The following is a 21,404-nucleotide window of genomic DNA, read 5'->3' on the forward strand; positions in this document are numbered from 1 at the left end:
GCTGTCGTGGGCGGGCTTGTCGGGATCGGTCATCGCTCGTCATCCCTCCGGTCGCAGGTGGGCGATCTCGTCGAGGAAGTCGTCGACTTCTTTCGGGTCGTATCCGCGCCGCAAGCCCGACGACGCGAAACGCGCCTGCGCCGGGTCGGGCAGCTCGACGCCGCGGCGCATCGCGACGACGACGGAGTCGAGATAGTCGTCGACGTCGCTCTCGTCGTAGCTCGTCGCCGTGCGCCGCAGCAGCGTGAAGTGCTTGTCGCGCACGCGATCCATCTGCTGTGAACTCCACCGCGGCGCGCCGTCACGCGCCCCAGCGAAGGCCGCCAGTTCGGCTTCCTGAGCGCGACGTGCCACGTCCTGTGGATCCTCGATCGGCGTGGTGCGTCGCCACACCGACAGCACGGTGCGCAGACCGTCGACCTGCCCGAGGTTCAGCCCGCCGCGCGCGGTGCGCCGCAGCACCATCGCATCGAGGTCGGGCAGCGGCTTGCCGGCTCTCATCGCGATGACGGCGCGACGGCGCAGGCGCTCGACGTCCTCACGTTCGTACCCGATGGTGCTCGGCGCGAAACGCGCTCCTTCGACGCAGGCGATCTGCTCGGGACTCCACGACATGCCCCCACCTTTTCACGTCCTCGCAAACCCCGCCCGTCGACGATCCGTGCTCGGTTGAGCCAAGAGCGCGAGTCGCACCCTCCGCGCGATCGGCGCAGGCGACACGGCTGCTGAGGGGCAGGCCATGTTGCCGACGAGCGAGTACGTCACGACCCACGCAGGTTCGTGCGCGCCTGGGCGTCATCGGTCTGTGCGCGGCCGGTTCCGGCGTTCTCATCGGCGCCACCGGCCTGCTCGTGCGCCGGGCCCGCAGAGCGGATCCCGAGCAGAACGAGGCGAGTGCGCCCTGCTCGGCACCGGGCGGCACCCGAACCGTCACAGCGTGAGGACGAGCTTGCCCGTCGCGCGGCGTTCCTCCATCTCGGCTATGGCCTCGCCGGCACGCTCGAGGGGGCGCACCTCGCCGAGCACGGGTGAGAGCTGACCGGAGGCGACGAGCGCCTCGATCGCCTTCCACTGCGAGGGCACCGTCTCGGGGCGCGGCATCCAGAACGCACCCCACCCGACGCCGACGACGTCGACGTTGTTGAGCAGCAGCCGGTTGACCTTCACCTCGGGAATCGCGCCGCCGGTGAACCCGATGACGAGCAGGCGGCCCTCGACGGCGAGGCTGCGCAGCGAGTCAGTGAAGCGGTCGCCGCCGACCGGGTCGACGACGATGTCGACGCCGCGGCCGTCCGTCAGCTCCATGACGGCGTCCTTGAACCCGTCGGGCGCGATGACGTCGTCCGCGCCGGCCTGGGTGGCAATCGCGCGCTTGTCGTTGCTCGAGGCGACGGCGATCACGCGCGCACCACGCGCCTTGGCGTGCTGGATCGCGGCGATGCCGATGCCGCCGGCCGCACCGTGCACGAGCACCGTCTCCCCCTCGGCCAGGCGCCCACGTCGGTCGAGGGCGAACTGCACGGTGAGGTAGTTCATGGGCAGCGCCGCACCCGTCTCGAAGCTGACGTCGTCCGGCAGGTGGAAGACGAACGGCGCGGCGACACAGACCTGCTCGGCCATCCCCCCGAAGCCGGGGAAGGCGACGACACGGTCACCCACGCTGAACCCCGACCCCTCGGGCGCCTGGGCGACGACGCCCGCCACCTCGGCCCCGAGCGTGAACGGCGGCTCGGGCTTCATCTGGTACAGCCCACGCGTCAGCAACGCGTCGGGGTAGCACAACCCGGCGGCGCGCACGTCGATGAGCACCTCGTGCGGCTTCGGCGTGGGGGCGTCGACGTCGTTGATGCGGACGGCGCCGGGCCCGTCGAGGGTGACGACCTGAACTGCGCGCATGGCTACTCCTTGGTGGGGATCTGGAAGGTGTGATCGTGAGGGGTGACGGGCTGGGGCACGTCAGGCCCGCAGTCGTGGCGGGGCACGCCGTCGTCCTGGGGGGAGAATTGCGACGGCGTGATCGCCACGCCGCTCAACGCGTCGAGCGCCGCCAGCGCATGACGGACGGTGGCGCCGGCGTCGAACTGCTCGCGCACGGCGGGGCGTGTGCCCTGGACGGCAAGATCCTCGACGTACGCGAGCCAGGCGTGGACGACGGCGGGGTGCGGCGTCGTCGAATCGGGTTCTGTGGCAAGCGAATCGAGGACGATGTCGGTGAGGCGCTCCCGCAGGGTGACAGCGACCTCGGCTCCCCCGACGTCGGCGAGGCTGCCCTCGACGAGGGCGCGATAGAGCTCGTGTCGGCGTTCGATCTGAGCGACGAACGCCTCGACCATCGCGGCGAGCGCCGCGTGGCCCGTCACGTCGTCGGGCGGGGTGACGTTGCGCAGGATGCGGCGACCCGCGGCTGCGACGACAGCCTCGTAATACGCGGTCTTCGACGGGAAATAATGGAAGAGCAACCCGCGCGAGATGCCGGCCTCCTCGGCGACGGCGTCGAGCGCGACGTCCTGGATGGGTCGCTCGGTGAGCATCTTCAGCCCGATGCCGAGCAGCTGACGGCGGCGCTCGTCCTGGGTCAGGCGCTGACGGGGTCTGGAATCTTTCTCGCTCACTCTATTGAGCATTGCTCAACAAAGGGGTTACGGTCAAGACATGGACCTCACCGTTTCGCCCCGCGCGGCCGAGATCGCCGCAGACGTCGACACCTTCGTGCGCGAGAGGATCGAGCCCGCCGAGGCCGAGATCACGCGCGACTACGCCGCGATGCGCGCTCGCGGCGAGAACTCGTTCGTCGTGCACCCGAAGATCGACGAGCTCAAGGCGCAGGCGCGCGAAGCGGGGCTGTGGAACCTGTTCCTGCCCGCCGGCGAGCACGGCGACGAGTGGGCCGCACGCTTCGGCACGCGTGGCGGCAAGGGTTTCTCCAACGTCGATTACGCCGCCATCGCGGAGAAGACGGGCCGCACGGCGCTCGCGCCGCTCATCTTCAACTGCAACGCCCCCGACACCGGCAACATGGAGGTGCTGCTCAAGTACGGCACACGCGAGCAGCAGGAGGAGTGGCTCGTGCCGCTGCTCGAGGGAAGGATTCGTTCGGCGTTCCTCATGACGGAGCCCGCGGTCGCGAGTTCGGACGCGACGAACATGGCGGCGCGTGCCGAGGTCGACGGCGACGAGATCGTCATCAACGGCCGCAAGTGGTGGAGTTCCGGTGCAGCGCACCCCGACTGCAAGGTGTTCGTCTTCATGGGTCTGACCGACCCGGACGCACCGCGTCACGCCCAGCACTCGATGGTTCTCGTGCCGGCCGACGCACCCGGTGTGACGATCGAGCGTGCGCTGCCCGTCATGGGTCAGCTCGACGAGCCGCTCGGGCACTGCGAGGTGTCGCTCGAGAACGTCCGCGTGCCGGCGTCCAACGTGCTGTCGGGGCCGGGTCAGGCGTTCGCCATCGCGCAGGGACGCCTCGGCCCGGGCCGCATCCATCACTGCATGCGCCTCATCGGGCTCGCCGAGATGGCGCTCGAACGCGCCTGCCGTCGTGGCACCGAGCGCGTCGCGTTCGGCAAGCCCCTCGTGCAGCTCGGCGGCAACCGCGAGCGCATCGCGAAGGCCCGCATCGACATCGACATGGCGCGTCTGCTCGTGCAGAACGCGGCAGCGAAGCTGGACGCCTACGGCACCGAAGGCGCGCGCGTCGACGTCAGCGCCATCAAGGCCGTCGTGCCGCAGATCGCCTGCGACGTCATCGACTTCGCCATCCAGATGCACGGCGGTGGCGGCATGAGCGACGACTTCCCCCTGACGTCCGCGTACGCGACGGCGCGTTCGCTGCGTCTCGCCGACGGCCCCGACGAGGTGCACCTCGGCATGGTCGCGCGCGCCGAGCTCAAGCCCTACCTGGCCGCCGCGAAGGGTGAGGCCAAGTGAGCCCGGCCCCCGACACTCCTGGCGCTCCCGCGGCCCCCGCCGCCCCCACGGCGGCGCCCGTCGACGACGTCGCGACGAACGCCTCCGACGTGCGCGGCGAGGATGCGTTCGACGTCGAACGCGTCGCCGCATGGCTGCGTGAGCACGCGCACCCCGACGCCGACACGAGCGGACTCGACGCGACGCCGGAGGTCAAGCAGTTCACCGGCGGCGCGAGCAACCTGACGTATCTGCTGCGTTACCCGACCCGTGACCTCATCCTGCGTCGTCCGCCGGCGGGCACGAAGGCGAAGGGCGCGCACGACATGCGCCGCGAGCACGACATCCAACGCGCGCTGGCGCCCGTGTTCCCCGCCGTCGCGCCGATGATCGCGTTCTGCGACGACGCCGGCGTCATCGGCAGCGACTTCTACGTCATGGAGCGCCTCGACGGCATCATCCTGCGCAAGAACATTCCCGCTGAGCTGGGTCTCGGCGAGGCCGAGGTGCGGGCGCTGTGCACCGCCGCGATCGACCAGCTCGTCGCGTTGCACTCGATCGACGTCGCCGGCACCGAGCTGGAGCGCTTCGGCAAGGGCGAGGGGTACGTCAAGCGGCAGGTCGACGGATGGTCGGCGCGCTACCGCAAGGCACGTACGCACGGTGTGCGTCACGGCACCGGATCGTTCGAGAAGGTGATGGCCTGGCTCGACGAGCACCAGCCACACGACGTCGGAAACTGCCTGATCCACAACGATTTCCGCTTCGACAACCTCGTCCTCGCGCACGACGACCCGACGCGCGTCATCGGTGTCCTCGACTGGGAGATGGCGACGCTCGGCGACCCGCTCATGGATCTCGGCGGCGCCCTCGCGTACTGGGTGCAGGCCGACGACGACCGCATCATGCGCGGCTCACGCCGTCAGCCCACGCACGCGCCCGGCATGCTCACGCGCGACGAGGTGTGGCAGTACTACGCGCACGCGTCAGGGCGTGCGATCAGCCCCAAGGATCAGCTGTTCTACGAGATCTTCGGCCTGTTCCGACTCGCCGTCATCGCCCAGCAGATCTACTACCGGTATGCGAACGGTCAGACGAGCAACCCCGCGTTCAAGCAGTTTCGCGGCTTGGTGATCTACCTCGAATGGCGCTGCCGGCGCCTCATGCGACGCGCGGGACGGCTGTCGTGAGCGTCATCCACCTCGTGCGGCACGGGCAGGCCGGGCCCTCGCGCGCGGTATACGACCAGCTGTCGGAGCTCGGCGAACGTCAGGCACGCCTCGCCGGCGAGGGGTTGGCGGCGCGCGGCGTGACGCCCGACGTCCTCGTCACGGGCACGATGCGGCGTCAGCAACTCACCGGGTCGCGACTGTGGGAAGCCGCCGGGTGGGAGTCGGACGTCAGCACGGATGCGGGGTGGAACGAGTACGACCACGACGCGATCATCGAGGCGTACAAGCCCGCGTACCGCAACCACGCCGTCATGCGCGCCGACCTCGCGCGTCACCGTCACCCGCGCAAGGCGTTTCAGGAGATGTTCGTCGCGGCCGCATCGCGTTGGGCGAGTGGCGACTTCGACGACGACTATCCCGAGACGTTCTCGCAGTTCCGCGACCGCGTCGCGCTCGCGCTCGGGCGCGTGACCTCACGCCTCGAGTCGGGGCGCAGCGCCGTCGTCGTCAGCTCCGGCGGGCCGATCGCGTGGGTCGCCGCGGGGCTGCTGACGGCGCCGTCACCGGCATCGACGCTGCCCGCGGCGTTGCCTGACGGTGCGGCGACGGTGTGGCGGCGCCTCAACGAGGTGACCGTCAACACGGGCGTGACGACGGTGCTTGCCGGGTCGGCGCTCACCGCAGTGAGCCTCAACGACCACGCTCATCTCGGCGGGGATCGTTCGCTCATCACGTATCGGTGAGCCCTCGCCGCGGGGCGCTGCGGATGTCGGCTGCGGCCGCGGCGTCCTTGATGCCCGAGATGCCCTGGGCCGGCGCACAGCCGCGTCTCATCGTTCTCGGCGGGTGGGGCGCCTAGGCTGAGGTCATGCGCGTACTCGTTGCCGGTGGTGCCGGCTACATCGGATCCCACACCGTCCTTGCCCTGATCGAGGCGGGGCACGAACCCGTCATCGCCGACAACTTCTCGAACTCGAGCCCGGCCGTGCTGCCGCGCCTGGAGAAGATCGCCGGCCGCTCGATCGACTTGCACGAGATCGACCTGACGGACGCTGCCGCGACGAGTGCCCTCGTCGCCTCGGTGAAGCCGGACGCCGTCATCCACTTCGCGGGGTACAAGGCCGTCGGTGAGAGCGTGGAGAAGCCGCTCATGTACTACACGAACAACCTCGACTCGACGTTCTCGCTGCTGTCGGCGATGACGGCGCACGGCGTCGAGAAGTTCGTGTTCTCGTCGTCGGCGACGGTGTACGGGCCCGACGCGCCGCTGCCGTACAGCGAGACGTACGAGCCGCTGCGCGCCACGAACCCGTACGGCTGGACGAAGGCGATGATCGAGCAGATCGTCACCGACGTCGCCGCTGCGTCGCCCGGTTTCAAGGCCGCGCTGCTGCGTTATTTCAACCCGATCGGCGCGCACTCGTCGGGGCTGATCGGTGAGGATCCGAGCGGCATCCCGAACAACCTCATGCCGTACATCGCGCAGGTCGCCGTCGGGCGCCGCGAGAAGCTCGGGGTCTTCGGCGACGACTACGACACGAAGGACGGCACCGGCGAGCGCGACTACATCCACGTCGTCGATCTCGCGGCAGGGCACGTCGCGGCGCTGGATCATCTTGACGCCATGGACGATTCGGCGCGCGCGTTCAACCTCGGCACGGGTGAGGGCACGAGCGTGTTCGAGTTGCTGCACGCGTTCGAGCGGGCGTGCGGCCGCGAACTGCCCTACGAGGTCGGGCCGCGACGTGCGGGCGACCTGCCGACGACGTTCGCCGACCCCACGCGCGCTCGCGAAGAACTCGGTTGGAAGGCCCAGAAGACCATCGACGACATGTGCACCGACACGTGGCGCTGGCAGTCGGCCAACCCGAACGGCTTCGGGGGCTGAGCCGACGCCGTTCGGAAACCGCATGGCACGGTCTCTCGAGTCCGTGCCCCGCATGTTCAGGCTTCGGCGAGGCGCCGAACCACGCCCCGTCCTATGCCCCCGGCCCCGGCCCCGGCCCCGGCCCCGATGATGGAAGCAGACGTGCGACCCACGACGAGGAGACTGGCATGACCGAGCCGACGCGCGAGTCGCGACGCGAGAACCCGAGCTGGGCGGAGTGGGTGAGCGAGGATCCGACGCGTTCGCAGTGGTACGTCGACCGCATCCGCGCCATGGCGGCGCGCGGCGACGACCTCGGTGGCGAGGCGCGGCTCGTCAACGCGCTCGTCACGCCCGGCTCACGCATTCTCGACGCGGGTTGCGGGCCGGGACGTGTGGCCGCCGCGTTGAGTGCCCTCGGGCATGACGTCGTCGGCGTCGACCTCGACCCCGTCCTCATCGCCGCCGCACGCGAGGACCACCCGTCGCTGCGTTTCGAGGTGGTCGACCTCGCACGGCTGTCCCTCGACGATCTCGACGTCACGCCGTTGGACGCGATCGTCTGCGCGGGCAACGTCATGCCGTTCATGCCGGACGACGCACGCCGCGACGGCCTGGCCGCGATGCGTCAGTGCGTGCGTGACGGCGGGCGCCTCGCCGTCGGCTTCGGCGCGGGCCGCGGCTACACGTTCGAGCAGTTCTTCGACGACGCCGACGCCGCCGGCTGGCGCCTCGACGCGCGCTTCTCGACGTGGGAGATGCGCTCCCCCGCGCATGACGACGGCTTCGTCGTCGCGGTCTTCACCGCTGTCGCGCCGAGGTGAGGTTACGCGCCTCGTGATGCCCCACCCATGCGTGGGATCGCTCGAGTGAGGAAGGGCGACGTCGGGGATGCCCCACTCGTGCGTCGTGCCGCATCATGGGGGCGGGCACCTGCCAGGGAAGGGGCGGCATGGGCAAGCCACCGATCGAGCTGCGCGCGACGTATCTGTCGACGGAGGAGGCGGACCACCTCATGTCGCACCTCGTCGGCGCGACACCCTGGCGGACGTCGTCGCTCACCATGTACGGCCGCACGATCGCGATGCCACGCCTCATCGCCTGGTACGCCGACGCGCCGTACACCTTCTCCGGCTCGACACAGCCGCCGAACGCGTGGACGCCCAAGCTTGCCGCGCTGCGGGAGCGTCTGGCCGCCGACACCGGAGCGCCCTACAACTCGGTGCTGCTCAACCTCTACCGCGACGGCCAGGACTCCATCTCCTGGCACAGCGATGACGAAGCCGAGTTGGGCCCTGCGCCCACCATCGCAAGTGTCTCGCTCGGCGCCACGCGCGACTTCGTCATGCGCCGCAAGGACGATCACACCGTGAAGGAGACGCTCGCACTCACGCACGGGAGCCTCGTCGTCATGCGCGACGACTCGCAGAGCGCCTGGCAGCACGCCGTTCCGAACGCACGCGAGTGACCGAACCCCGCATCAACCTGACGTTCCGTTGGTTCGAGCCCCGCCCGGAACATCCCTGACGCTCCTGCAGGATCGAGCGAATGTGGAGGTAAATCGCCGATGGGGCAGGTTCGAGAGGGCCCCGAGCGTCACATCTTCTCGGGCGTCTCGATGCCCAGCAGCGACAATCCGTCGACGAGGACGCCCAGCGTCAGTTCGCACAACGCCAGACGCGACGCACGGACGTCGTCGTCATCAGCCTTGAGCACCGGGCACTTCTCGTAGAACGCCGTGAACGTCGTCGCCAGTTCGAACAGGTAACCGGCGAGGCGATGCGGCTCCAACGACTCGCCGACGGCAGCCACGACGGCGCCGTAGTCGAGCAGTTTCAACGCGAGGGCGCGTTCGGCGTCCTCGCCCAGCGTGATCTCCGCCGCCGGCGAGTACCCCGCCTCGGCGGCACGCGCGAGTATCGAGCGAATGCGCGTCGCCGCGTACTGGAGGTAGGGGCCGGTGTTGCCCGTCAACGCCAGCATGCGGTCGAAGTCGAAGATGTACTCCGAGTCGTGCGAGACCGACAGGTCGGCGTACTTCACCGCGCCGATGCCGACCTGACGCGCGACGACGGCGCGCTCCTCGTCGCTCATCTCCGCCTTCGACTCGCTGACGACGCCCGCGGCGCGGTCGACGGCCTCGCCGAGCAGGTCCATGAGCAGCACCGAGTCGCCCGAGCGCGTCTTGAACATCTTGCCGTCCTTGCCGAGCACCGACCCGATCTGCACGTGGATCGGCGTCGACTCGGGGCGGATGTAGCCGGCCTTGTCGGCGGCGGCCCACGTCATGCGGAAGTGCAAGTTCTGCGGCGCGCCGACGACGTACACCATCCGATCGCCCTGGAGGTCGAACGAGCGGTGACGCACCGTCGCGAGGTCGGTCGTCGCGTAGCCGTACCCGCCGTCGGACTTGCGGATGATGAGCGGCACCGGCGCATCGTCGCGCCCGGTGAACTCGTCCTGGAAGATGCACAGCGCCCCGTCGGAGACGACGGCGATGCCACGCGACTCGAGGTCGTCGCAGATGCCCGCGAGCTCGTCGTTGTACGTCGACTCACCAGCGAGGTCGGCGTCGGTCAACGTCACGCCGAGCAACCCGTAGACCTTGTTGAAGTACGCCTTCGAGCGCTCCATCAGCTTGTTCCAGTGCGCGAGCGTCTCGGGGTCACCGCCCTGCAGCAACGTCACGCGCTTGCGGGCCCGCGTGTTGAAGTCACCCTTCGAACCGGCGGGCTCGGCCTTCTCGGCCGTGTCGAACTTGGTGCGCGCCGCCTGGTAGAACGCGTTCGGGTCGCTCTCGAGCAGCGCCGCCTCCGGCGAATCCTCGCCCACCTCGAGAAGGTGCTCGATGAGCATCCCGAAGGGCGTGCCCCAGTCGCCGACGTGGTTCTGCCGGATGACGGTGTGCCCGAGCCGCTCGAGCACACGCGCCAGCGAATCCCCGACGACGGTGGTGCGCAGGTGCCCGACGTGCATCTCCTTCGCGACGTTCGGCGAGGAGTAGTCGATCGGGATGATCTCGGTCTTCGCTGCCGGCGCGACGCCGAGCGAGCCGTCCGCGAGGATCGTCGACGCCTGCGCCGCGACCCAATCCGTCGACAGCGTGATGTTGAGGAAGCCGGGCCCGGCGATCTCGACGTCGTCGACGAGTGCCATGACCTCGTCGTCCGCGCGCAGCGCCTCGACGATCGCAGACGCCACCTCGCGCGGGTTCTTGCCGACCTTCTTCGCGAGTGCCATCGCCGCGTTGACCTGCACGTCGGCGCTCGTCTGCTTCTTGTTCGCAGGACGGATGACGGGGTCGGCGTCGCGCCACTCGTCACCGAGGGCCGAGGCGATCGCGTTGCTCAGATGACCGGTCAGTGCGGAGATGGCGTCCATGACGTCAAGATTAGTGGCGCGCGCAAATTCCTTTCCGCACGCCGGCAGCGCGCGGCCCGAACGACGCAAACGATCATGCCGGGGCACCCACCGCTCGACTCCCTCGGCGACGAAGGGCACGATGACGGCGCCCGACACGTCTGAACGGTGAAGGCCACCTGCAACACTGGGGGCACAACCAACTTCTCTGAGAGGAAACCATGACGAAGCTCCGCACGTCCGCCCTCGCCCTCGTCCTCGCGGCCGGCACGGCAGCCGGTGTCACCGGCTGCTCGAGCAAGGAGGCTCCGAAGGCCAAGGACGCCTGGAACAAGGCCCAGGACACCGCCGGCGCCTACAAGAGCCTCGAGCTCAAGGGCGAAGGCACCTCGGACGGCAAGCCGGCCACGATGACGGCCAAGGGCGACGTCAACGGCGGCAAGCTCGAGATGAGCGGCAAGATCGGCGACGGCACGATGGACCTCATCACGGTTGACTCCAAGAACTACATGAAGGCCAACAAGGCCTTCTTCACGCAGACGAGTTCGGGTTCGCCCGCGGCATCCAACACGGACAAGATCGCCGACAAGTGGCTCGAGATGCCGGCGGACGGTTCGTCCAACACCGGGTTCAAGGAACTCATCGACAACATCAAGAACGACTCCTCGGAGCCGAACAAGAAGCTGCTCTCCGACAAGGCCACCGTGTCGGAGGACAAGATCGACGGCAAGGATGCCTGGAAGATCCAGAGTGAGGACAAGAAGGTCACCGCGTGGGTGTCGCAAGAGGATCGCCGCGACATCCTCAAGACCGAGGGCTTCGACAGCGCCTCCGTCGCCTCCACGTCGGGCTCGTCGGCGAAGTCCGATGAGTCGATGAAGACGGTGACGTTCCTGTCGCACGACAAGGATTACGGCATCAAGGCACCGAGCGGTGCCACGTCCATCACGGACGCAATGGGCAGCTGAGCTGTTCCTCCACCTCCCTGACAGGACGACCGCGTTGCCCACGTCCCGCACGCTCAGCACCATCGCCGTGACGGCGGTGGTGCTGAGCGGCTGCACGATGGGGCATGACGCGGGGCAGCCCGCGTCGGGTCCGGTGAAGGGCCCGTCGGGGAGCTCGACGGCACCAGGCACCGCATCGATGAGCGCCTCGGCCCCTGCGGAACAGCCGAGCGCGAAGGATGTCTGGTCGCGCACCCAACAGTCGGTGTGCGGTTACACCTCCCTGTCGTTGACAGGAACGGACAGCGCGGACGGCTCCGGCCCCAGGGCCACCTTCCTCGGCGAGCTGGACGGCGAGCCGTCGGAGATGTCCTACGAGGGTGACGAGGTGGGCCACGTGACGATGCGTCGCATCTCCCATGACGTCTACCTCAAGGGCGATCGCACGTACTGGGATTCCGTCGACAAGGACGACCCGTCCCTCCAGGGCTCGAGCCCACCGGCGAACCGGTGGATCAAGGTGCCCGAAAGCGCCTTCGCCCAGAAGGACCTGTCCGACCTCAGCGCCAAGTCGTACATCGAGGCCATGGGCGACACCACCGACGCCAAGTGGGGTCACCTCGGCGACGGCACCCTGACGCCCGAGACGCTCGACGGCAGGCCGGCGTACAAGATCGTCAGCGCTGACGGAGACACTCGCGCCTGGGTGACCACCGACGACACGCACGACCTCCTCAAGGTCGTCGACGAGGCCGCGGGCACGGACGACCTGGGCACGGCGACGTTCTCACGCTGGAACGAGAAGATCGCGGTGCCGCGCCCCGTCGGCGCTCTCGACGGTGGGGAGATGGCGCCGGACCCGTCACCGTCCGGCGAGGCCACGACCTGACGCGTGGCCGGCCGCCGGTTCGGGCGCCGCGTGAGGCACGACACGCCTACGTCAGGACCATGGTCCCCACGGATTGCGGAACTCACCCCGTAGCGTGGTTGTGAAAGTCTTCACATTCGTCTCGTCGAGGGGTCACTCATGGATGCCTTGGAGCTGGCGAGATGGCAGTTCGCCATCACGACGGTCTACCACTTCCTGTTCGTGCCGATCACGATCGGCTTGTCTGCCGTCGTCGCCGGTTACCACACCGCATGGTTGCGCACGGGTAACACGCAGCATCTGAGGGTCGCGAAGTTCCTCGGCAAGCTGTTCACGATCAACTTCGCGCTCGGTCTCGTCACCGGCATCGTGCAGGAGTTCCAGTTCGGCATGAACTGGAGCGACTACTCGCGTTTCGTCGGCGACATCTTCGGCGCGCCGCTCGCGATCGAGGCGCTGCTCGCGTTCTTCCTCGAGTCGACGTTCCTCGGTCTGTGGATCTTCGGCTGGGGCCGACTGCCCAAGAAGCTGCACGCCGCGACGATCTGGATCGTCCACATCGGCACGGTGCTGTCGGCGTACTTCATCCTCGCCGCGAACTCGTTCATGCAGAACCCCGTCGGTTACAAGTACAACCCGACGACGCACCGCGCGGAGCTCACCGACTTCGTCGCCGTCCTGACGAACAAGGTCCAGCTCGTCACGTTCCCGCACGTCATCGCGAGCTCGTACATGGTCGGTGGCGCCGTCGTCATGGGCGTCATGCTGTGGAATCTGCGCAAGCGCACTCTTGCTGCCGAAGCAATCAAGGGTGAAACTCTCGAAGGCCGTTCCGACGGTTCGACGGGCGCGACGAAGTTGGCGTCGACCTCCGACGACCTCACGATGTACCGCAAGGGCTCGCGCGTCGGCGCGATCGTCCTGCTCGTCTCGAGCCTGTTCGTCGTCATCACCGGCGACCTGCAGGGCAAGGTCATGACCGAGGTGCAGCCGATGAAGATGGCTGCCGCCGAGGCGTTGTACGAGACGCAGGAGAAGGACGCGCCGTTCTCGATCTTCACCGTCGGTACGCGTGACGGCAAGCAGGAGAAGTTCGCGGTCACCGTGCCCAACCTGCTGTCGTTCCTCGCGACGGGTGACTTCCACGGCAAGGTCGAGGGCATCAACAACCTCGAGGAATCCCAGAGGGCCAAGTACAGCGGCAACGAGCTGACGGCGGCGGACACGTACGCGCCTAACATCATGTGGTCGTACTGGAGCTTCCGCTGGATGATGGGTTGGGGCGCGATCTCCATGCTCATCGCCTGCTGGGTGCTGTGGCTGACCCGCAAGGGCCGCAACGCGACGAACCGCTGGATGGGACCGGCCGCCCTCGTCGGCGCGCTGTCGCCGGTCGCGGCGATGAGCATCGGCTGGATCTTCACCGAGATCGGCCGTCAGCCGTGGATCGTCAACGGCCTCATGACGACGAAGCAGGGCGTCAGTCCGAGCGTCACCTCGGGTGAGGTGCTGACGTCGATGATCGTCTTCACACTGCTGTACGGCGCACTCGCCGTCGTCGAGGTGAAGCTGTTCATGGACTACATGAAGAAGGGCGCCGAGCCCGTCGCCTCCGACGGTGAGGATCTGCCCGGTGGTCACGACGATGGCCACGGCTCCGCCGGTTCCGACGATGACGAACTCGCGTTCGCGTACTGATAGGCGAGGTTGAACGATGGAACTCACCACTTTCTGGTTCATCATCATCGGCGTGCTCTGGACGGGTTACTTCGTCCTCGAGGGCTTCGACTTCGGTGTTGGCATGCTGCTTCCCGTGCTCGGCAAGGGCAAGGCGGAGGCGACGGGCGTCACCGACCCGGTCACCGACCACATCGGCGAGAACGAGCGACGCCGCCGCGTCATGCTCAATACGATCGGCCCGGTCTGGGACGGCAACGAGGTGTGGGTGCTCACTGCTGGTGGCGCGACCTTCGCCGCGTTCCCGAACTGGTACGCGACGCTGTTCTCGGGCGCCTACCTGCCGCTGCTGCTCATCCTCGTCGCACTCATCGTGCGCAACATGGGCTTCGAGTACCGCCACAAGCGTGACTCGGACGGCTGGCGCCGCGGCTGGGACGCCGCCATCGTGTTCGGTTCGTTCCTGCCGGCGATCCTCTGGGGCGTCGCGCTGACGAACATCGTCCACGGCCTGCCGATCAACCAGGACATGGAGTACACGGGCAACCTGCTCACCATGCTCAACCCGGTGTCGCTGCTCGGCGGCGTCACGACGATGCTCGTGTTCATGACGCACGGCTGCTTCTTCGTCGCGCTCAAGACCGACGGCGCCATCCGTCACGACGCTCGCGCGCTCGGCACGAAGATCGGCCTCGCGGCCGCCGTCGCCGCCGTCGTCCTGCTGCTGTGGCTGGGCATCGAAGGCGGGTCGGTGTGGTCGTGGATCACGACCGTCGCACTCGCCGTCATCTTCCTCACCGGGCTGTTCTTCAACATGCGCGGCAAGGAGGGCCTGGCGTTCCTGTGCACGTTCGTCGCGATCGCCCTGTTCGTGCTGACGTACTTCCTCATGCTGTTCCCGAACGTCATGCCGAGCTCGACGAACCCGGCGTGGTCGCTGACGACGACGAACGCGGCGAGCTCGCACCACACGCTCGTCATCATGACGTGGGTCGCGCTGATCTTCACCCCGATCGTCCTCATCTATCAGAGCTGGACGTACTGGGTGTTCCGCAAGCGCATCACGACGCGTCACATCCCCAAGGCGGTCGACCCGAGCCGCCCCGACCCGATCAAGGTCCACTGACGACTCACGTCAGGCCACGATCGCCCCATGACTTCGCTGTGAGCGAAGGTGCAACAGCAAGCGCCACCACCCCGAGCGGGATGGTGGCGCTTGCTGCGTCGTCCGCCATGGACCGACGAGTGCATGGGATCAACAAGAACGAAGCGAAAGAGCTCGTGCCGTCGTTCTCGCGACGCTCCCGTATCATCCTGACCCCGTGACCACGACACCCACCGCGCCTGCGGCCGCTGAGCGCCACGCCCGCGGTTTCTGGCTGCTTGCTGCGGCGTTTCCCATCCTCATGGCCTACTCGACCGTGCCGACGCCGATCTATCCGCTCTACCAACACCACGATCACTTCCCCACCGTGATGATCACCGCCATCTTCGCGGCCTACGGGCTGGGCGTCATGGCAAGCCTCTACCTCGCGGGCCACCTGAGCGACCAGTTCGGGCGACGCCGCATGATCGCGATCGCCACCGCCGTCTCCCTGGTGAGCGCCGCGATCTTCATCGGTTCGCCGTCCGTGCCGGCGCTGTTGGTCGCCCGGCTGCTGTGTGGTGTGGGGATCGGCATACTGACTCCGGCAGCAACGGCGATGCTCGGTGAATTGCGGCGCGTTCATCGCCCGCACGAGCCGAGCAGTTTCGCCTCGACGGTGGCCTCGAGCGTGAACACTGGCGGGCTGGCCCTCGGCCCCCTCGTCGGTGGAGTCCTCGTGCAGTGGGCCCCGGCCCCCTTGAGGACGCCCTACGTGGTCTTCTTCGTCCTGCTCGCCGGGGTGGGCCTCGCGCTCACGTTGGTTCCCGAGACCAACCCGGCAACACCGGCGAACGAGCGCCCGAGGTATCGACCGCAGCGCGCCGTCGTCCGACCAGGTCATGAAGCCCGTTTTCGCTCAGCGCAGGTCGTGGCCGGCGCGGCCTTCGCTGCACTGGGCATCCTGACGTCGATGACGGGGACGTTCCTGGCGCACGTCGCACATCGCTCGTCTCCGCTCGTGTGCGGCGTGGTCGTCTTCCTCGCCATGGGGGCATCTGCCCTGGCCCAGGTCGCCCTTCCGATCCCCAACCCGCGAACGAAGATCGCGTGCGGCGTCCTGTTCGCCGTCGCCGGCCTCGGGTGCGTCGCGGCGTCCGCACTCACCCACCCCTTCGTCCTGTACGCAGGCGGCGCGGTCATGGCGGGGGCCGGGATCGGCCTGCTCTTCCAAAGTGCTGTCGCCGTCGGTTCCGCGGTCAGCGAGGCCGGACACACCGGGGGAAGCGTGGCTGGTGTCTTCCTGGCCGCCTACATCGGCATCACGATCCCCGTCGTGCTGGCGGGGTTGCTCACGACACGCCTGTCCATCAGCGCGAGCCTGGCTCTCTTCTGCGCGCTCACCTCGCTGGTCGTCCTCGTCGCGAGCATCCCCATGATGCGCGGGGCATCGGACTGAGCCCGTTCATCTCGCACGACGAGGCGCCACGCCACGTGAGAGCCGAGCCCAATCGGCCCTTCGCCGGCCGCCCGTGAACACCGAAGGCGCCTGGACCCCATGGGGATCCAGGCGCCTTCAGCATGTTCGCGCGTGGCGCCGCCAGGCTCAGCTCAGGCGCTCGAGCAGCTTCTTGGCGAGCGCCTCGGACGATGCCGGGTTCTGACCCGTCAGCAGGTCACCGTCGACGACGGTGAACGGCTGCCAGGCGGGGCCGGTCGAGACGTCGGCGCCGAGTTCGCGCAGCCGGTCCTCCAGCAACCACTTGGCCTTGTCAGCCTTGCCGGCGGCCTTCTCCTCCTCATTGGAGAAGCCGGTGATCTTGCGTCCGGCGACGACGGGCTCGCCCGCCGACGTCCGCGCCGGGAGCAGCGCTGCCGGGCCGTGGCACACGATCGCGACAGGCTTGCTGCCCTTGAGCGCGTCCGCGATGAGCTTGCCGGACGTGGCGTCCTGCGCAAGGTCTTCCATCGGGCCGTGCCCACCCGGGTAGAACACCGCGTCATAGTCGCCGAGGACGACGTCCTCGAGCTTCATGGGGTGCTGCAGGCCGTCGATCGCGTCGAGGTCAGGACGCACGTCAGCGCCGCCGTTCGCGTCGGGGGCGAGGCTGACCTCATCGGCCACCGGCGTCACACCGCCGGGCGTGGCGAACGTGACCGAGTGACCTGCCCCGGTGATCAGACGGTAGGGGGTGAGAAGTTCTTCCGCCCAGTAACCCGTCGGGACGCTCGAGCCGTCGGCCAGGGTCCAGGAGCGGGCGCCGGTGACGACGAAGAGAACGTTGGACATGTCAATCTCCTTGGTGATTCAGTGAGCGGCGTCCGCATCGGGGCGAGTCGTCACTCGTGGTAGGTGAGGCACTCCTCGATCGGCCAGCCGAGCTGCTGCCACATCGGCAGCTTGTTCCACTCCTTGACGAATTCGACGAGCTTGTCGTCTTCGACGCGGAACAGGGCGCATGTGTACTCGTGCGCGAGGTCGAGGTTGGCCTTCTCGGTCTACGTGAGCTGCGTGGTGTCCGACATTGGGGTCTCCTTCGCTTGGGTGCGAAACGGTGAGATCAGCGACGCGAGCCGCGTCGGGGGAAGCCGGCCGCCGACAGCGCCGCAGCGATGAGGGCGGGCTGGCCGAACAGGCGGACGAGGCGCTTGGTGTCGGTGTCGAGGCCGAAGGCGTCGTGCCGCTCCGCGTACTGGCTGATGTTGCCGGGGAAGATCGCGGCGTAGAAGGCGGCGAGCGCCACCCCCACCGCAGCGCGACGCTGCGGCAGGGTGAGCATCGCCGCACCGAACGCGACCTCGACGACACCGGAGGCGAGGACGACGACGTCCTTGTCCATCGGGAACCAGTCCGGCACCTGCGCCTGGAAGTCCTTGCGGGCGAACGTCAGGTGCGAGACACCGGCGAACGACATGAAGGCTCCGAGGCCGAGACGGGCCACCTCCTGCCCACGGGTCGCAGGCGGGGCCGGCTCGGCGAGTGACCGGACGGACTCGATCAGTCGGGTGAAACGAGTCATGGTTGTTCCCTCCTCGCGTCGCGGGTCACGACGCATCGATCACTTGGCGACGCGGACGAGCTTCGTGTTGGCGAATTCGCCGAAGCCCCAGCGTCCGAGCTCACGCCCGTAACCGGAGCGGCGCACGCCACCGAATGGCAGGCCGGCCTTCGTCGTGCCGTGCTCGTTGACATAGGCCATGCCGACCTCGAGGCGTCGGGCGATCTGCTCCGCCTTGTCGGTGTCCTTGCCCCAGACGGAGCCGGACAGGCCGAAGGAGGAGTCGTTGGCGAGCTCGACGGCTTCGTCGATCGAGTCGTAGGAGTAGACGACGGCGACGGGGCCGAAGATCTCCTCCTTGAAGGCGTCCATCTCACGCGTGACACCGGTGAGCACGGCGGGGGCCATCCAGGCGCCGTCCTGCTCGAGCGCCGTGCCACCCGTGCGCAGGGTCGCACCCTGCTCGACGGCGCGCTCGACCTGGGCGATCGCGTCGTCGCGAGCCTCGACCGACGAAAGCGGGCCCATGTCCGTGCCCTCGTCGTCCGGGTTGCCGACCTTCATGCCCTCGACGGTGGCGACAACGCCGTTGACGAAGTCGTCGAACATCGTCGACGGAACGAAGATGCGCTTCGGGGAGTTGCAGGCCTGCCCGGCGTTGCTCATGCGCGCGGTGGCGACGGCCTTCGCCGTCTCGGCGACGTCGACGTCGTCGAGGACGATGAGCGCGTCCGAGCCACCGAGTTCGAGGACGCTCTTCTTGAGGTTCTGCGACGCGGTCTCGGCGACGGCCTTGCCGGCGCCCTCGCTACCGGTCAGGGAGACGCCGCGCACGCGCGGGTCCTCGATGATCGACGTGATCTGCTCGTTGCTGACGAACAGGTTGATGTAGGCATCCTGCGGCACACCCGCGGCGTGGAGGATCTCCTCGATCAGTTCGGCCGTGCGCGCGCAGATCGAGGCGTGCTTGAGCAGGATCGTGTTGCCGAGCATGAGGTTCGGCGCGACGAACCGCGCGACCTGGTAGTGCGGGAAGTTCCAGGGCATGACGCCCATGAGCACACCGATCGGGTCGGTGACGACGAGCGACTTCGCGTCGTCGCCGATGTTCAGCTGCTCCTCGACGAGCAGCTCCTCACCGTGCTCGGAGTACCAGCGGAAGATCGACGACGCGAGCGCGACCTCACCCTGCGCCTGCGCGAGCGGCTTGCCCATCTCGGCGCCGATGACACGGGCGAGCTCGTCGGCGCGCTCGTCGTAGATGTCGGCGACCTTGGCGAGGACGGCGGCGCGCTCGGACGCGTCCGTCGTGCGCCACGTGCCGAACGCGGCGTCGGCGCGCTCGATGGCGCGGGTGACGTCAGCATCCGTCGCGGAGTTGTACTCCTTCTCGACGACGCCGGTGGCGGGGTTCTCGGTGCGGTAGGCCATGAGGTCTCTCCTTCAGATCGATGAGCTCTCTCATCGATCACAACACCACCGGCCCCCAGAAGCATTCCTGCACGCAGTTTTTCACCTCGAGGGGTGAAGAAACGCGCCCGCGTGTGCGGCCCGGCCAGCCCGGCGCCGGGTGCAGCGCAGGCGCCCCCGGGGCGCAGGTGGATCAAGCGTCCGCGAGCGCCCGACGGTGGTTCGTGCGGTGACGTTCGAGCCAGTTCATCGCGGGCGTGACGGTGGAGCCGTGCACGACGACGCTGACGATGATGGCGAGGGCGATCGTCGACCACAGCCAGTCGCTGCCCGCGAAGTCGGCGTGCCCCGTCGCGTACGCGATGTAGAAGATCGAACCGATGCCTCGCACGCCGTAGAACGACGTGATCCAGCGCTCCCCCGTCGTCAGGCCGACGGCCTTCGCGGTGTCGTTGCGCCGCCCGAGCAGCGACAGCCACGCCCCGCCGGGCCTGATGACGAGGATGAGGGCCGCGACGATGACGGCACTGCGCCAATCAGCGTGCGCGAGAACACCGTTCGTCGCCGCCGCGCCGAGCAGCAGGAGCATGACGAGGGTGAGGATCTGCTCGAGACGTTCGATGAACGCGTGCATGTCCGCGTAGTAGCGGTGGCCGCGCTCGGCCTGACGCATCGCCATCGCCGTGACGAACACGGCGAGGAACCCGTACCCGCCGGCGAGCTCCGTCAGCCCGTACGAGCACATGATCGCCGCGAGCGCGGCGAGCGGCTCACCGGCGTCGGCGAGGCGATACTTCTTCGCCGGCAGCCGGAAGAACAGCTTGCCGAGCACCCACCCGACGACGAGGCCGACGGCCACGCCGAGCGCGACCTTGCCGACGAGTTCCCAACCGAGCCACTTCCACCCCCAGTGCGACGGCGAGCCCTCGCTCGCCCACAGGATCGCGGCGTAGACGAACGGGAACGCGAGACCGTCGTTGAGACCGGCCTCCGACGTCAGCGCGAACCGCACCTCGTCCGACTCGTCGATCTCGGTGTCCTGCGTCATCTCCTGCGTGGCCTCGGTCTGCGGCCCATCGACCTGGACGTCGGAGGCAAGCACCGGGTCCGTCGGGGCGAGCGCCGCGGCGAGCAGCAACGCCGTCGGCGCGGCCAGACCGAGCGTCCAGCCGAGCAGTGAGACGCCCACGATGCCGAGCGGCATCGCGATGGCGAGCAGACGCCACGTCGGCGCCCACGCGCGCCACGACGTCAGGCTGCGAACGCGCATCGGCCGATCGAGGGCGAGACCGACACCCATGAGCGCGACGAGCACCGTCGCCTCGGAGGCATGCAGGACGAACGCCTCGTGCTCCTGCGGCGAGAACGTGAACCCCTTCGGCATCGGCGCGAGGCCGACGAGCGCCCCGACGCCGAGCAGCACCATCGGCGTCGACAACGGGAAGCGCTCGACGGCGGTCGGGAGGAAGACCGCGAGCAGCAGCGCGAAGCCGAGCACGATCCAGACGAGGTCAATGGCCACGAGACGCCTTCGATTCAGTGGGAACTCAGGGGGAGGGATTCGCTCGCGACAGTAGGCGATGAGCGCACCCGCCGCACGTCGGCGTCCGAGCGCGCACCCCGTCGGCCCTGCGCTCCGCGTCGTGTCCAGCCCGCGTGGCACCTGGGATCCGCGCCGATTCGAAGGCCAGCCGGACGCACCACACCCCACCGGGCGAGGGCCAGGGTGGGGCGTGGTCAGCGGTTCAGGACCGCGGCGTCACTGCTGAAGGCGACGGCGAGCGACGACGATGCCGCCGAGCGCACCCGCACCGACGAGACCCGCGACGCCGAGCGAAAGGGCGTTGGTGTCGTCACCCATGCGGTCGGTCTCGACCTTGGGGCCCGTGCCGGGCGTGGTCGCAGCCGTCGTCGACGTCGTCGTCGTCGGGACGGTCGTGTTGGTCGTCGGCGTCGTCGGAACCGGGGTGGTCGGAACCGGCGTCGTCGGAACCGGGGTGGTCGGGACCGGCGTCGTCGGAGCCGGCGTGGTCGGAGCCGGCGTGGTCGGAGCAGGCGTGGTCGGGACCGGCGTCGTCGGAGCCGGCGTGGTCGGAGCCGGCGTGGTCGGA

The 21,404-nt window shown here is 68.5% G+C and carries 19 protein-coding genes; 11 read left to right on the forward strand and 8 right to left on the reverse strand.

All coding sequences use genetic code 11. The annotated features are described in order from the left end of the window. Positions 1-39: 39 nt before the first annotated feature. The 3 genes from HMPREF0321_RS12665 to HMPREF0321_RS12675 all read right to left on the reverse strand — a co-directional run bounded on the left by HMPREF0321_RS12665 (position 40) and on the right by HMPREF0321_RS12675 (position 2,612). Positions 40-615: a DivIVA domain-containing protein gene (locus tag HMPREF0321_RS12665; RefSeq protein WP_006947100.1), complete on the reverse strand. Its 576-nt coding sequence runs from the start codon at positions 613-615 to the stop codon at positions 40-42. A gap of 315 nt (positions 616-930) precedes the next feature. After that, positions 931-1,896, reverse strand: a complete 966-nt coding sequence (locus HMPREF0321_RS12670) for an NADPH:quinone oxidoreductase family protein (protein WP_006947019.1) — start codon at positions 1,894-1,896, stop codon at positions 931-933. Positions 1,897-1,898: 2 nt separating this feature from the next. Beyond that, positions 1,899-2,612 (reverse strand): TetR/AcrR family transcriptional regulator, encoded by a 714-nt coding sequence (locus tag HMPREF0321_RS12675; protein WP_006946931.1) that lies wholly within the window; start codon positions 2,610-2,612, stop codon positions 1,899-1,901. A 40-nt stretch (positions 2,613-2,652) separates the two neighbouring features. Between HMPREF0321_RS12675 and HMPREF0321_RS12680 the strand changes: the two genes are divergently transcribed. From HMPREF0321_RS12680 to HMPREF0321_RS12705, 6 genes are all read left to right on the forward strand, one after another. Further along, positions 2,653-3,930 carry an acyl-CoA dehydrogenase family protein gene (locus HMPREF0321_RS12680; RefSeq protein WP_006947022.1) on the forward strand — a complete coding sequence of 426 codons (1,278 nt, stop codon included), beginning with the start codon at positions 2,653-2,655 and terminating at the stop codon, positions 3,928-3,930. Next, positions 3,927-5,099 carry a phosphotransferase family protein gene (locus HMPREF0321_RS12685; RefSeq protein WP_006947134.1) on the forward strand — a complete coding sequence of 391 codons (1,173 nt, stop codon included), beginning with the start codon at positions 3,927-3,929 and terminating at the stop codon, positions 5,097-5,099. The genes HMPREF0321_RS12680 and HMPREF0321_RS12685 overlap by 4 nt, the downstream gene beginning before the upstream one ends. Continuing rightward, entirely contained in the window at positions 5,096-5,824 is a 729-nt protein-coding gene (locus HMPREF0321_RS12690) for a histidine phosphatase family protein (RefSeq protein ID WP_006947105.1), read from the forward strand. Before HMPREF0321_RS12685 ends, HMPREF0321_RS12690 begins: the two co-directional genes overlap by 4 nt. Before the next feature lie 125 nt (positions 5,825-5,949). Further along, positions 5,950-6,969 carry a UDP-glucose 4-epimerase GalE gene (galE, locus tag HMPREF0321_RS12695; RefSeq protein ID WP_006947110.1) on the forward strand — a complete coding sequence of 340 codons (1,020 nt, stop codon included), beginning with the start codon at positions 5,950-5,952 and terminating at the stop codon, positions 6,967-6,969. Positions 6,970-7,136: 167 nt separating this feature from the next. Next, positions 7,137-7,772 (forward strand): bifunctional 2-polyprenyl-6-hydroxyphenol methylase/3-demethylubiquinol 3-O-methyltransferase UbiG, encoded by a 636-nt coding sequence (locus tag HMPREF0321_RS12700; RefSeq protein WP_006947104.1) that lies wholly within the window; start codon positions 7,137-7,139, stop codon positions 7,770-7,772. 128 nt (positions 7,773-7,900) lie between these two features. Further along, entirely contained in the window at positions 7,901-8,416 is a 516-nt protein-coding gene (locus tag HMPREF0321_RS12705) for an alpha-ketoglutarate-dependent dioxygenase AlkB (protein WP_006946980.1), read from the forward strand. Positions 8,417-8,544: 128 nt separating this feature from the next. Here the strand turns inward: HMPREF0321_RS12705 and argS are convergent, their stop codons facing one another. Beyond that, positions 8,545-10,329, reverse strand: a complete 1,785-nt coding sequence (gene argS / locus HMPREF0321_RS12710; RefSeq protein ID WP_006947076.1) for an arginine--tRNA ligase — start codon at positions 10,327-10,329, stop codon at positions 8,545-8,547. A 200-nt stretch (positions 10,330-10,529) separates the two neighbouring features. Here argS and HMPREF0321_RS12715 point away from each other — a divergent pair, with 200 nt between their 5' ends. From HMPREF0321_RS12715 to HMPREF0321_RS12735, 5 genes are all read left to right on the forward strand, one after another. Then, complete coding sequence (locus HMPREF0321_RS12715) at positions 10,530-11,276, forward strand: hypothetical protein (RefSeq protein WP_006947109.1); 747 nt, start codon at positions 10,530-10,532, stop codon at positions 11,274-11,276. 178 nt (positions 11,277-11,454) lie between these two features. Further along, positions 11,455-12,144, forward strand: coding sequence for a hypothetical protein (locus HMPREF0321_RS12720; protein WP_139023662.1), 690 nt, complete (start codon positions 11,455-11,457; stop codon positions 12,142-12,144). Positions 12,145-12,282: 138 nt separating this feature from the next. After that, positions 12,283-13,821, forward strand: coding sequence for a cytochrome ubiquinol oxidase subunit I (locus HMPREF0321_RS12725; RefSeq protein WP_006947034.1), 1,539 nt, complete (start codon positions 12,283-12,285; stop codon positions 13,819-13,821). Positions 13,822-13,837: 16 nt separating this feature from the next. Further along, a complete protein-coding gene (gene cydB, locus HMPREF0321_RS12730; protein WP_006947079.1) occupies positions 13,838-14,926 on the forward strand; it encodes a cytochrome d ubiquinol oxidase subunit II in 1,089 nt (362 codons plus the stop codon). A gap of 196 nt (positions 14,927-15,122) precedes the next feature. Next, positions 15,123-16,343, forward strand: coding sequence for an MFS transporter (locus tag HMPREF0321_RS12735; protein ID WP_006947054.1), 1,221 nt, complete (start codon positions 15,123-15,125; stop codon positions 16,341-16,343). A 147-nt stretch (positions 16,344-16,490) separates the two neighbouring features. Here the strand turns inward: HMPREF0321_RS12735 and HMPREF0321_RS12740 are convergent, their stop codons facing one another. The 4 genes from HMPREF0321_RS12740 to HMPREF0321_RS12755 all read right to left on the reverse strand — a co-directional run bounded on the left by HMPREF0321_RS12740 (position 16,491) and on the right by HMPREF0321_RS12755 (position 20,815). After that, positions 16,491-17,174: a type 1 glutamine amidotransferase domain-containing protein gene (locus tag HMPREF0321_RS12740; RefSeq protein WP_006947030.1), complete on the reverse strand. Its 684-nt coding sequence runs from the start codon at positions 17,172-17,174 to the stop codon at positions 16,491-16,493. 271 nt (positions 17,175-17,445) lie between these two features. Then, positions 17,446-17,904, reverse strand: a complete 459-nt coding sequence (locus HMPREF0321_RS12745) for a hypothetical protein (RefSeq protein WP_006947037.1) — start codon at positions 17,902-17,904, stop codon at positions 17,446-17,448. Positions 17,905-17,943: 39 nt separating this feature from the next. Beyond that, positions 17,944-19,314, reverse strand: a complete 1,371-nt coding sequence (locus HMPREF0321_RS12750; RefSeq protein ID WP_006946937.1) for an NAD-dependent succinate-semialdehyde dehydrogenase — start codon at positions 19,312-19,314, stop codon at positions 17,944-17,946. Positions 19,315-19,486: 172 nt separating this feature from the next. Beyond that, entirely contained in the window at positions 19,487-20,815 is a 1,329-nt protein-coding gene (locus HMPREF0321_RS12755; RefSeq protein WP_006947067.1) for a sodium:proton antiporter, read from the reverse strand. Positions 20,816-21,404 lie beyond the last annotated feature (589 nt).

The sequence above is a fragment of the Dermacoccus sp. Ellin185 genome, assembly GCF_000152185.1.
Lineage (GTDB): Bacteria > Actinomycetota > Actinomycetes > Actinomycetales > Dermatophilaceae > Dermacoccus > Dermacoccus nishinomiyaensis.